This window comes from Lentilactobacillus sp. TOM.63, from assembly GCF_030361045.1.
Classification (GTDB): domain Bacteria; phylum Bacillota; class Bacilli; order Lactobacillales; family Lactobacillaceae; genus Lentilactobacillus; species Lentilactobacillus dabitei.
The window spans coordinates 1-12,766 of sequence record NZ_JAUCAP010000073.1 but is presented as its reverse complement, the minus strand read 5'-3'; the positions used below and the strand labels follow the sequence as shown (position 1 = coordinate 12,766).

Genomic DNA, 12,766 nt, shown 5'->3' with positions numbered 1-12,766 from the left:
TTATTCTAACGAGAAACAAAAAATCTGTCATCAGTAATAGATAAAATCTATTACCAACAACAGATATTGTAGAACCAAATTTTGTTTATGGGCTCCTGTTTTTTTGTCAGGTTATAAATTATAATGAATCTATAAACTAATTTAGGAGTTATTTATGAATAGCACGCATTTATCGAAACGCTTACAAACGGTTAGTGACCACGTCGACCCCGGGAGCAGATTAGCTGATATTGGATCTGATCATGCGTATTTACCAATCCACCTCGCCAAAAACGATATTATTTCCTATGGGGTTGTTGGTGAAGTGGCGAAAGGACCGCTCTCAAACGCGATTTCAGAAATTAAAAAGGAAGGCTTATTATCCGTCTTGCAGCCGCGATTGGCTGATGGACTTGATGCCATCCAGCCTGCAGACAAAATTGATGCGATTACGATTGCCGGCATGGGTGGCAATCTGATTAGCCACATTTTAGAAAACGGGTACGGTAAGTTGACTGGCCAAGAAAAATTGATTCTCCAACCGAATGTTGGCGAAGGGGTCGTTCGAACTTGGTTGATGACTCATCGGTACCAGATTAAGGCTGAACAAATTTTATCTGAGGATGATCATATTTACGAGATTATCACAGCAGTCAAGGCGCCAACCAAGTTAGCCTATACCGACAGAGAACTTAAGTTTGGACCATTCTTAATGAAGGAAAAATCGCCGATATTTGTGGCAAAATGGCAGAGTGAAATTAAACTACTGGAAAGAGTCCTTAACAATATGAAAAAAGCATCTCATGAAGATATCCCTAAAATGGCAGCTATCAGAGCTGAAGTTCAAATGATAAAGGAAGTGATTGCCTGATGAAGGCGAAACAATTAGTCGATCGATTCGAACAATTTGCACCCCAAAAATTGGCGATGGAACGTGATCCGATTGGGTTGCAAATTGGATCGTTAAATCATGATATTCACAAAGTGATGACCACTTTGGATGTTCGCCCAGAAGTCGTGGATGAAGCCATTGCCAATCACGTGGACTTCATTTTTGCCCATCATCCGGTGATGTTTCATCCGGCCCGAAATCTGGATTTGGATGTGCCCCAGAATGCGATGTATGCCAAGCTAATTTCTCATGGCATCACTGTTTATGCTGCCCATACCAATCTAGATTCTGCTGATGGCGGCATGAACGATTGGCTGGCCCAGGCATTGGGATTGGATCATCTTGAAGGATTGGTCCCCGGCTATGCTGAATCAGTTTTTCGACTAACAGTCCAGGTTCCCAAAGTCTATGCTACAGCCGTGCGAATGTCGTTGGTCGATGCAGGTGCTGAAGTTAGCAGCGATCAGTTTGCCGGTTATACTTACGAAATTGATGGCACGGTCTATTATGTTCCCAAAGCCGGGGCCGATCCAACAATCGGGGCTGCCGGCGAACCCCGTGAAGTGGAAGATTCCCGATTGGAGTTCGAAGTGCCAGAAAAGAATCTCAACCATGTGCTGAAAACGTTGGCTGACGTCCATCCCCTGAGTAAGCCACTTTATAATTTGATTCGCTTAGAGGATAAGAAGCACCATTTCACCATGGGACGAGTTGGAGATCTGCCAAAGTCAATCACTCTCAAAGAATTTGTTGAACAATGTAAACGCGTTTTCAATGTTACCGGATTACGGGTTGTTGCCAATGACTTAAATCGGCTGGTTAAAAAAGTGGCAATTCTCGGTGGCGATGGCGGTAAATTTTTCAACCTTGCTCAACAAAAAGGCGCCGATGTTTATGTGACGGGTGATGTTTATTATCACACCGGTCATGATATGTTAGCCGCCGATTTACCAGTGGTTGATCCCGGACATCATATCGAAAGTATTTGCATCCCTAAATTAGCTGAATTATTCGAAAAATGGACAGCTGAAAACAATTGGCCATTACAAGTGATTCAATCTAAATTAAATACAGATCCATTCACATTTATGTAACTCAAAAGGAGTGTTCAAAATGTCAAAGTATCCTAAATTAATTGCCAACTTTTTAGATTTCGTCAAGGTTAACAGTCGTTCTGACCCAAATTCAACCACCATTCCGTCTTCTGATCGCGAAACGAAATTTTTGAATACATTGAAAGAAATGCTCGAAAAGATGGGCTTAAGTAACGTTCACACCAATGACCAGAGTGCTTACGTTTTTGCAACATTACCTGCCAATACCGGTCAACAAGTGCCGGCCGTTGGATTCATTTCTCACATCGATACGGCGGACTTTAATTCTGAAAACATTAACCCACAAATTGTTGAAAACTATGACGGCAAATCTGTGATTCCGTTGGACAAGGCAGGTAAGTATACCTTGGATCCGAAAGTTTTCCCAAGCCTCAAAAAATACCAGGGGGATACATTGATTACAACGGATGGGTCGACCTTGTTGGGAGCTGATGATAAGGCCGGTGTTTCAGAAATCCTTGCAGCTCTTACTTACTTGATGGCCCATCCAGAAATCAAGCATGGCGACATTAAGATTGGCTTTGGCCCGGATGAAGAAATTGGAACTGGTGCCGATCATTTCGACGTGAGGGACTTTGGCGCTGACTATGCCTACACAGTTGATGGTGGCCCATTAGGCGATTTGAACTATGAAACCTTTAACGCTGCCGATGCGAAGGTTGAAATTCAAGGGACTGACGTTCATCCGGCTGAAGCAAAGGGTGTAATGGTTAATGCTATCCAATTGGGTGTTGACTTCCATCAAGCGTTACCTGAATTTGACCGCCCAGAACGGACCGAAGGCCGACAGGGATTCTTCCACATTTATGATTTTGAAGGAAGCGTTGACCATACTCAGTTAGCTTACATTATTCGTGATCATGACCGTGATCGATTTGAAGCTCGGAAACGGCTTTTCAAGGGAATTGCTGACCGTATGAATGCTGAATTTGGCTCTGAACGAATCAAAGTAACGTTAAAAGATCAATATTACAATATGGGCGAAATTATTGAAAAGGATCCAACGGTCGTTGAGATTGCTGAACAAGCAATGAAGAACATCGGCGTTAAACCTCACGTTTTCCCAGTTCGTGGGGGAACAGATGGCTCCAAGATTTCGTTCATGGGCTTGCCAACACCAAACTTATTTGCAGGTGGCGAAAACATGCATGGTCGCTTTGAATACGTTTCTGAGCAAACAATGGAAAAGGCTGTTGATGTGATCATCGAAATGGTTAAGCTATACGCAGAAAAATAATTGGTCAAAAAAGGTCAAATAATTGTTTTTGTTTCCTAAAATTTGATAATATAACAACAGACGGTTTGAGATGAAAATGAGTCATTTTTATTTCGAACCTTTTTGTTAGAGCTTAAAAGCAAAATAAAATTTCAAATAGATAAGGTGATTATTTAATGAATCCTGATAATTTAACTGAAGCAGTCACTCAAGCCATTTCTCAGGCTCAACAAATTGCCACAACCCGGAAACAACAGAATATCACGGTTGCCCATTTGTTTAAATTCTTGGTTCAGCCTGGTGAGTTAGCGCGGGAAATATATTCGCAATTAGGTCTGAACTTAACTGATCTCAATGCCGAGCTTGACAATGAAATTGATGCAATCGCCACGGTAGAGGGCAGCAATATCAATTACGGTCAATCCTTATCCTCAAACCTCTATGAACTCTTGCAGGATGCAGAACAGATTAAGAATGAGTTTGGGGACTCATTTATTGCCGTTGATACCTTGACGATTGCTGTCATGCAGCTGCACGGTGACAAGTTCTCCGATTATTTAGCCGCTCAGGGAATTACTGAGCAAAAAGTGCGGAACGTGGTTGAGAAAATTCGTGGTGGTCAAAAAGTGACGACTAAAAACCAGGAAGACAGTTATCAATCATTGGAAAAATATGGAACTGACCTAGTTCAAGCAGCCCGTGACAACAAATTAGGTCCCATCATCGGTCGAGATGAAGAGATTCTTGATGTCATTCGGATTCTATCCCGAAAAACTAAGAATAATCCAGTCTTGATTGGGGCACCCGGCGTCGGTAAAACGGCGGTTGTCGAAGGATTGGCTTTGCGAATCGCTTCTGGTGATGTTCCGGAGAATTTGAAGGATAAAACCATTTTCCAATTGGATATGGGCTCTTTGATTGCTGGTGCCAAGTACCGGGGTGAATTTGAGGAGCGCCTGCAAGCCGTTCTTAAAGAAGTGAAGAAGGCTGAGGGCCAGATTATCATGTTCATCGACGAAATTCATAATATTGTTGGTGCAGGTAAAGCGGAAGGAAGCATGGATGCCGGCAATATCTTGAAGCCCATGTTGGCTCGTGGCGAGCTTCACCTGATTGGGGCAACGACGATTGATGAGTATCGTAAATACATGGAAAAAGACAAGGCCCTTGAACGTCGTTTTCAACGGGTAATGGTCCATGAGCCTTCAGTTGAAGACACCATCACGATTTTGCGGGGGTTGTCTGAAGGGTTGGAAATTCATCACGGCGTCCGAATTCACGATAACGCCTTAGTAGCTGCCGCAAAGTTATCGGACCGCTACATTACTGATCGTAATTTACCAGATAAAGCGATCGATTTGGTTGATGAAGCTTCAGCCGAAATTCGAGTAGAAATGAACTCCAGTCCGACCGAATTAGACCAGGCAAGGCGACAACTGATGCGTCAAGAAGTCGAAGAAGCCGCTTTAAAAGAAGAAACCGACGAGGCTTCCAAGAAACGCCTGCAAGAGCTCCAAGGTGAATTGGCAAATACTAAAGAAAAAGTCAATGCTTTAAACGCCCGCTGGAAGCAGGAAAAAGACGCAATTAAAAAGATTAGTGACAAGAAGAAGCAACTTGATCAAGCTAAAAACGATTTAAAACAAGCCGAAAATACTTATGATTTAAATAAAGCGGCTGTTTTACAACACGGAACGATTCCACAATTGGAAACTGAACTGAAGCAGTTAGAACAGAATGACCAGCATGCGGATTGGCTGGTATCTGAATCAGTAACGGCTAATGAAATTGCCAGCGTGGTCAGTCGGGAAACTGGAATTCCAGTGACTAAACTCGTCGAGGGGGAACGCAAAAAGTTACTCCACTTGGCTGATAATCTCCATAAACGGGTGATTGGCCAAGACACGGCTGTCACCGCGGTCGCAGATGCCGTTATCCGCTCACGTGCCGGCTTGCAGGATCCGAGTCGGCCATTGGGCTCATTCTTGTTCCTTGGGCCCACAGGGGTTGGAAAAACCGAATTAGCTAAGGCTCTGGCTGAAGACTTGTTTGATTCGGAAAATCACATGGTTCGAATTGACATGTCTGAATACATGGAGAAAGAGTCAGTTTCCAGGTTGGTTGGTGCCGCTCCCGGTTATGTTGGTTATGAAGAGGGCGGTCAATTGACTGAAGCCGTTCGCCGGAATCCTTACACAATTGTGTTATTTGATGAAATCGAAAAAGCTCATCCAGATGTTTTCAATATTTTGTTGCAGGTGTTGGATGATGGCCGTCTTACAGATAGCCAGGGTCGGACAATTGATTTTAAGAACACGATTTTAATTATGACGTCGAACTTAGGGTCAGATATTTTGTTGGATGGCACTGACGAAAATGGCGTCATCTCCGACCAAGCAAAGCAACGGGTTGATCAATTGCTCAAGACGTCGTTCAAGCCCGAATTTTTGAATCGGATTGATGACGTGATTATGTTTAAGCCATTGTCACGGGATGACATTGAGAAGATTGTACAGAAACTAATTGATCAATTATCGCAGCGAACCAAAGCCCAAGACATCAAGCTGTCAATTTCAGCTGAAGCCAAGAGCTGGATTGCCGATAATGGCTACGAGCCTCAATACGGTGCGCGGCCACTACAACGTTACGTTACCAACGTGGTCGAAACACCCTTGGCTAAGATGATTGTCGCCGATGAGATTAAGCCGCACAGTATTGTGCATATTAATTTGGCTGATAATCAGCTGACTTTTGTACCGGAAAGAGTGCCGGAAACCCAAACAATCTAATTCTATAAGGAGGCGCTCAGGGTGCCGGAATTGGTCCAGTTAGCAACAAATAATCAAGCAACTTTGTCTGTGGCATTGTTTTCTGCCACTAATCCGCGAGGGATCGTTCAAATCGTTCACGGGGCATTGGAGCACAAAGAGCGGTATTATGATTTTGCAAATTACCTATGTACTCACGGTTACCATGTCATCTTGTCGGATAATCGCGGCCATGGGCAGTCAATATCCAAGGATGATCCTAGAGGCGTAATGGCGAACTTGTCCCAATTATTGACGGACCAGGTGAAAATCACCCATTATGCAAAGCAACGGTGGCCTGGACTTTCAGTTGCCCTGTTTGGCCATTCGTTCGGGTCAATTTTAGCTCGGTTATATCTTCAGCGGCATGATCAGGAATTGACGGGACTGGCGATGACCGGAACGGCCAATTATATTCCGATTGTTCCGATTGGCTTGATGTTGGCCAATCTCTTTTTGAAATTTGATTTGGCTGATAAGCGTTGTCGGCTCCTTTCCAATATGTCGGGACTCAATCCAAAAAACCATCGTTGGTTGAGCTATAACCAGCAAAATATTCAAAGTGTGATTGATGATCCGAAAATGATTGCCGAATACCCTGTTAAAAGTCTCCAGACGTTATGGCGGGGCGATTATGAATTGAAACAGGTTGCTCATTTTAAGTGCCAATCACCACACTTGCCAATTCTGACCATTGTCGGTGATCATGATAAATTTAGTGGGGGCAAACACGGGCTCAACGATACAGTTGCAACTTTGCACCAAATTGGTTATCAGAATGTCACAAGCATCGTCATGCCACACATGAAGCATGAAGTGTTAAACGAAAGCTATCACCCGAAGGTTTATCGCTTAATTTTGAAATTTTTAAATCAACTTGGATAATAAAAAAGATTGAAACCAAAATCGTTTCAATCTTTTTTATGACTTCAATTATCTTGATAAGTTACGCATCTTTACTAATTAAGTAAATTCCGTTAACAGCAACGAATGCAACTATTGCAGCAGCAATTCCAACTTGCCACATATTATAAGGCATTACTTCAAGCTTAGAACCTATGTAACCGACAATTTCGCCGAAAATAAATGCCCAAAAAATTGCCACAAGGTTTGAACTAATCAGTTTCATGACAACAGCCACCTCTCTACATTAACAATCAAAAGTATTTTAGCACAAACCTTGGTAAAAATCACTAAGACTTTTCTGGAAGAATCACAACTTAACCGGTTAAGTTTGGTATAATTTCACATAGAAAGTGGGGTAATAAAGTGAGTTATGTGCCATTACAAGTCATCAGTTCATATAGTTTGCTTCAAAGTCCAATTCGGATTTCTGAACTGATTACCGAAGCCAAAGAACGCGGATATAAGGCCCTGGCTCTCACCGACATCAATGTGATGTACGGTTCGGTTGCTTTTTATGATGCCTGTTTGAAGGCAAATATTAAGCCAATTATCGGTCTGACACTACAACTTCCCGGCGTTATCCTGAACGAAAAAGATTATCCAATTGTTTTGATTGCCAAAGACCAGGTTGGGTATGCCAATCTCATGCAACTTTCAACACTAAAAAGGACCAATCCAGATTTAACCATGGCGGATTTATCAGCCAACCTAAGTCATTTGTTTATCATCTTGCCACCACTTGCGGAAGTCGATGATTTACTGCTTCAGGGAAGACAATCGGAAATTCCGGCCTTGCTTCATTCAATCCGGCAACTGGGGTTAGATGATCATTCGCTTAAAATTGGGATTGATTATCATTCCCCTGACAGCATGATTGATATGCTCAGTAAATTAGCAGCCGATAACCAAGTTGCTTTGATTGCCGACAGTCCGGTGGATTATATCAATGCGACCGATTATTTCCCAATGCAGGTTTTAAAGGCTATTGGGGCTGGGACTAAGATCAGTAACGTCGCTCAACTCAGCCAACAAGTCGGATCATATTGGTTACGGCCTGCGGAGCAAATGGAGGCAGAATATCAGCAGATCCATTTGCAGGGGGCTGTCAAAGAAGCCGAAGTCCTCGTTGATAACTGTCAGGTTGAAATAAAAAAGCAACAACCAAAGTTGCCAGCGTTTGATACACCAAATAGCATTGACTCTGGCCAATACTTACGGCAATTGTGCGAAAAAGGATTAAAATTTCGGCTGAAGCGCAATCAAATTACCGATAGTCAGCCATACATCGACCGCTTAAATCGCGAACTTGGCGTTATTCACTCAATGGGGTTTGACAACTATTTTCTGATTGTTTGGGATGTAATCAATTTTGCCCACAAAACTCATATTATTACTGGTCCCGGCCGAGGCTCCGCTGCCGGGTCATTAGTGGCCTACGTGTTGTTTATTACGGACGTTGACCCAATCAAGTACAATCTACTGTTTGAGCGTTTCTTGAACCCCGAACGAGTGCAGATGCCCGATATCGACCTGGATATTCCTGATAACAAGCGTGATGAAGTCATTCAGTATGTTCACAAGCGTTATGGACATGAGCGGGTTGCCCAAATTATTACATTTGGAACGTTGGCCGCCAAGCAATCTATTCGGGATGTTGGTCGGGTGTTCGGGTTGAATACTACCCAGCAAGACCAATGGAGTGAGGCAATTCCAGCTGCGTTTCACGTGTCACTGAAGGACGCGCTGAATAACTCACAGAAACTAAAAAATCTGATCGCTGACAGCCCATTGAATCAAGCTTTGTTTGACACTGCCGCCTTACTGGAAGGCCTGCCACGGCATTATTCAACTCACGCAGCCGGTTTGGTGTTAAGTGATAATCCCTTGGTCAACTTGGTGCCGCTTCAAGATGGTAATGACGGCCTACTGATGACCCAATATTCTAAAAACTATGTTGAATCGGTGGGGTTGTTGAAAATTGATTTTTTGGGATTGCGCAATTTATCAATTTTGGCTGACGCCCTTAACGAGGTCAAGCAGGTTACCGGAACGGACTTGGATATTTCTGCTATTCCACTTGATGATCCTAAAACAATCGATTTATTTGCTCGTGGTGATACGACCGGAATTTTTCAGTTTGAGTCTGCGGGTATTCGAAATGTGCTCCGACGCCTAAAGCCGGAACGTTTTGAAGATGTGGCACTGGTCAATGCTTTATATCGGCCGGGACCCATGCAAAACATTGATGAAGTTGTGAAACGTAAGAACGAACATGAGCGGCTGACTTATCCAGATGATTCATTGATTGATATTTTAAAACCGACCTATGGCGTGATTGTTTATCAGGAACAGGTCATGTTAGTTGCCTCCAAATTAGCTGGATTTTCACTTGGACAAGCTGATATTTTACGGCGGGCAATGAGCAAGAAAAAGCTGAACGTGATGGAACAAATGAAATCACTCTTTCTCTCTGGTGCCAAAAAACGGGGGCATCCCGAAGCCGTTGCCAACAAAGTTTTTGATTATATTGAGAAATTTGCCAACTATGGCTTTAACAAGTCACACGCCGTTGCCTATAGTAAAATGGCTTACGAACTGGCTTACCTAAAAGTTTATTATCCAGGGGAATTTCATGTTGCGCTGCTCAATTCTGTTCAGGGAAATCCCGTTAAGATTAAGGAATATTTGCTCGATGCAAAAGCCACGAAGGTCGGTGTTAGCGCTCCTAATATTAATCAAAGCTTGGCGGCATTTTCTTTCCAAGGTGGTCAAATTGTCTTTGGCCTGGAATCCATTAAGGGGGTTCGCCATGACATGGTTCAGGATATGTTGAGCGACCGCCAGCAAAATGGTGCCTTTAAAAATTTTCCGGATTTTTTAACTCGGCTACCAGGCAAATATCGTAAGCCGGAATTAATTAACGCACTCATCTATTCAGGCGCATTGGATACTTTTTCATTTAATAGGTCAGAACTGATTGCCGCTGCACCCGAATTTATTAGTTCGGTTGAGCTTAGCGGCAATTCCATGAGTCTTTTTAAGGCCCTTGAGCCGAAAATGCCAAAAAAGCCTGAATTGCCTTTAATGGAAAAATTGGCCAAGGAAAATCAATACTTGGGGGCCTATTTATCGGGACACCCAACCGAGCGTTTTACCGAGCTAGCCAATGAGTTGCAAGCAAAGCCGACCAATCAGCTTAGCGTTGGGATGAATCATATTTTCATAATCTTATACGTCACTAAGGTTAAGGTTATCCGGACAAAAACTGGCAAGCAAATGGCTTTCGTGGATGGTAATGATCAAGTCGGAGAAACTTCCGTGACGGTTTTTCCAAACATTTTCAGTCAGATCCAGTCTTGGCTTCACAAAGATATGGTGATTTTAGTTCAAGGCAAGGTTGAGAAAACAACTGATATTCAAGTTGTGGCTAATCGCATTGAACCAGCTGACAATGCAATGCATCGCCTGAGTCATTCCGCGGACCAGCCTAAGTGGTACCTTAGAATTGACCAGGATCATGATAAAAATACAATCTTTCACAATTTGACCCAATTAGCAACAACTGCCCACGGATCAATTTCAGTGGTCGTTTACGAGGCTGAAACCAAACGGACTTGGAAACTTGATAATCAGTTTGATCTCCAATCGGGGGATCAAGTAAAAAATAAGTTAATCACAATCTTTGGTCAAAAGAACGTTGTATATAAGTAATTTTCAAAATAACACATCAACTTGGTAAAGGCTTACATTTCTGCTATGCTAACTTTCCTGCGTGTAAAAGACTTTCAAAACAGGGTTAGAACGGCAAAATGTGGGCGACAATCCGGTTAAAAAGTGATAAAATACGAATGAAATCTAAAAGGATACCAATTGTTTGTTCGTAACGTTTTTTGACGTTGCGGTAAAGTGTTTGGTGCCCAAAAACCGAAGGAGAGATTTTACTTATGAAGAAAACTAAGATCGTAAGTACATTAGGACCAGCAAGTACTGATGTCGAAACCATTACCAAGCTTATTGAAGCTGGCGCTAATGTATTCCGATTTAACTTTTCACATGGTGACCACCCTGAACATCTTGATCGTATGAACAAGGTTCACGAAGCTGAAAAGAAGACTGGTAAAACTGTTGGAATTATGCTTGATACTAAAGGTGCTGAAATTCGGACCACTGTTCAAAAGGACGGTAAGATCGAATATCACACTGGCGATAAGTTCAGAATTTCAATGGATGACAGTCTTGAGGGTACAAAGGACAAGATCGCTGTTACTTACCCAGGACTTTTCGATGATGTTCATGTCGGCGGCCACGTTCTTTTTGATGATGGTTTGTTGGACACTGTAATTGACGAAAAAGATGACGCTAAAAAAGAATTGCTTGTAACAGTTCAAAATGATAGCGTTCTTGGCTCACGTAAGGGTGTTAATGCACCTGGTGTTTCAATCAACTTGCCTGGTATTACTGAAAAAGATTCAGATGATATCCGCTTTGGTTTGGAACATGAAATTGACTTCATTTCTGCTTCATTTGTTCGTAAAGCCCAAGATGTCTTGGATATCCGTGCTTTACTTGAAGAAAAGCATATGGAACACGTTCAAATCTTCCCAAAGATCGAATCACAAGAAGGTATCAACAACTTTGAAGATATCATCAAGGTATCTGATGGTTTGATGGTTGCCCGTGGTGATATGGGTGTTGAAATTCCAGCAGAAAATGTTCCGTTGGTACAAAAGACTTTGATCAAGCGTTGTAACCAATTAGGCAAGCCAGTTATTACGGCTACCCAAATGCTTGATTCAATGCAAGAAAATCCTCGTCCAACTCGTGCCGAAGCATCTGATGTTGCCAACGCTGTCTTTGATGGTACTGATGCAACCATGCTTTCAGGTGAAAGTGCAAACGGTGATTATCCTGTTCAATCAGTTCAAACAATGGCTCGGATTGACGTTAAGGCTGAAAATGCATTTAGCGAATTCGGTACCCCACGTCCTAAGTTTGACTCAAGCGATGTGACTGAATCAATTGGTGAATCAGTTGCTCGAGTTGCTAAAGAATTAGGTGTTCATACAATTGTTGCCGCTACCCGTTCAGGCTACACTGCTAAGATGATTTCCAAGTATCATCCAGATGCTGACATTCTTGCCATTACATTTGACGAACGAACTCGTCGTGGCTTGATGATCAACTGGGGTGTTCACCCAATCTTAGTTGACGAAGTTAAGAGCACTGACGAAATCTTTGAATTAGCTTCAAAGAAAGCTCTTGAAACCGGTTTGGCTAAGGAAGGCGACTTGATCATCGTCACTGCCGGAGTTCCAGTTGGTGAAAGTGGAACGACTAACTTGATGAGAGTTCAATTGATCGGCTCAAAGCTGGTTCAAGGCCAAGGTGTTGGTGACAAGACCGTTATTGGTAAGGCTGTGATCGCAAAGAACGCAGCAGACGCTAAGAGCAAAGTTACTGAAGGTAGCATTTTAGTTACGAAGTCAACTGACAAAGAATACTTACCAGCTATCGAAAAGGCAAGTGCCGTTGTTGTTGAAAACGGTGGTTTGACTTCACACGCAGCTGTTGTTGGTATTTCAATGGGAATTCCAGTTGTCGTTGGTGCCCAAAATGCAACCACTAAAATCTCTGATGGTGAATTAATTACCGTTGATTCACATCGTGGAGTTATCTACCATGGCGCATCAAGCTCAATCTAATGAGTTTCTGGATTAACTCAATTAGTTATTTAAATGAATAAAAATGGAGGATGGAACAAAACATATTGTTTTGCGGCTCTTCGTCAACTGTTGTTGGTGAAACTAAATTCGAGTTCTAATCACTTTGTGATTAGGGCTCTTTTTGTTTT

Annotated in this window: 8 protein-coding genes; 7 read left to right on the top strand and 1 reads right to left on the bottom strand. The window is 42.6% G+C overall.

Annotated elements, in window-relative coordinates; all coding sequences use genetic code 11:
* Nucleotides 1–154: 154 nt before the first annotated feature.
* The 5 genes from QUF07_RS11500 to QUF07_RS11480 all read left to right on the top strand — a co-directional run bounded on the left by QUF07_RS11500 (nt 155) and on the right by QUF07_RS11480 (nt 6,894).
* The gene (locus QUF07_RS11500; RefSeq protein ID WP_289427510.1) at nt 155–850 is read left to right on the top strand and encodes a tRNA (adenine(22)-N(1))-methyltransferase; all 696 of its coding nucleotides are present in this window, start codon (nt 155–157) and stop codon (nt 848–850) included.
* Nucleotides 850–1,965 carry a Nif3-like dinuclear metal center hexameric protein gene (locus QUF07_RS11495; RefSeq protein ID WP_217161307.1) on the top strand — a complete coding sequence of 372 codons (1,116 nt, stop codon included), beginning with the start codon at nt 850–852 and terminating at the stop codon, nt 1,963–1,965. Before QUF07_RS11500 ends, QUF07_RS11495 begins: the two co-directional genes overlap by 1 nt.
* A gap of 19 nt (nt 1,966–1,984) precedes the next feature.
* Complete coding sequence (gene pepT, locus QUF07_RS11490; protein ID WP_217161306.1) at nt 1,985–3,223, top strand: peptidase T; 1,239 nt, start codon at nt 1,985–1,987, stop codon at nt 3,221–3,223.
* 155 nt (nt 3,224–3,378) lie between these two features.
* Nucleotides 3,379–5,991, top strand: coding sequence for an ATP-dependent chaperone ClpB (gene clpB, locus QUF07_RS11485; protein WP_217341330.1), 2,613 nt, complete (start codon nt 3,379–3,381; stop codon nt 5,989–5,991).
* Between the two features lie 21 nt (nt 5,992–6,012).
* Nucleotides 6,013–6,894 (top strand): alpha/beta fold hydrolase, encoded by an 882-nt coding sequence (locus QUF07_RS11480; protein ID WP_217341329.1) that lies wholly within the window; start codon nt 6,013–6,015, stop codon nt 6,892–6,894.
* Between the two features lie 61 nt (nt 6,895–6,955).
* Here QUF07_RS11480 and QUF07_RS11475 read toward each other — a convergent pair whose 3' ends face one another.
* Nucleotides 6,956–7,138: a DUF2929 family protein gene (locus QUF07_RS11475; protein WP_056982803.1), complete on the bottom strand. Its 183-nt coding sequence runs from the start codon at nt 7,136–7,138 to the stop codon at nt 6,956–6,958.
* A gap of 140 nt (nt 7,139–7,278) precedes the next feature.
* On the opposite strand from QUF07_RS11475, the gene dnaE reads away from it, so the two are divergent.
* Both dnaE and pyk read left to right on the top strand, forming a co-directional pair.
* The gene (dnaE, locus tag QUF07_RS11470; RefSeq protein ID WP_289427504.1) at nt 7,279–10,626 is read left to right on the top strand and encodes a DNA polymerase III subunit alpha; all 3,348 of its coding nucleotides are present in this window, start codon (nt 7,279–7,281) and stop codon (nt 10,624–10,626) included.
* Between the two features lie 233 nt (nt 10,627–10,859).
* On the top strand, nt 10,860–12,617 hold the full coding sequence (pyk, locus tag QUF07_RS11465; protein ID WP_289427503.1) for a pyruvate kinase: 1,758 nt from the start codon (nt 10,860–10,862) through the stop codon (nt 12,615–12,617).
* Nucleotides 12,618–12,766 lie beyond the last annotated feature (149 nt).

Coding starts and splice junctions, on each gene's coding strand:
- pyk (WP_289427503.1), top strand. CDS start 10,860: ATGAAGAAAACTAAGATCGTAAGTACATTAGGACCAGCAAGTACTGAT.
- QUF07_RS11495 (WP_217161307.1), top strand. CDS start 850: ATGAAGGCGAAACAATTAGTCGATCGATTCGAACAATTTGCACCCCAA.
- pepT (WP_217161306.1), top strand. CDS start 1,985: ATGTCAAAGTATCCTAAATTAATTGCCAACTTTTTAGATTTCGTCAAG.
- clpB (WP_217341330.1), top strand. CDS start 3,379: ATGAATCCTGATAATTTAACTGAAGCAGTCACTCAAGCCATTTCTCAG.
- QUF07_RS11500 (WP_289427510.1), top strand. CDS start 155: ATGAATAGCACGCATTTATCGAAACGCTTACAAACGGTTAGTGACCAC.
- QUF07_RS11475 (WP_056982803.1), bottom strand. CDS start 7,138: ATGAAACTGATTAGTTCAAACCTTGTGGCAATTTTTTGGGCATTTATT.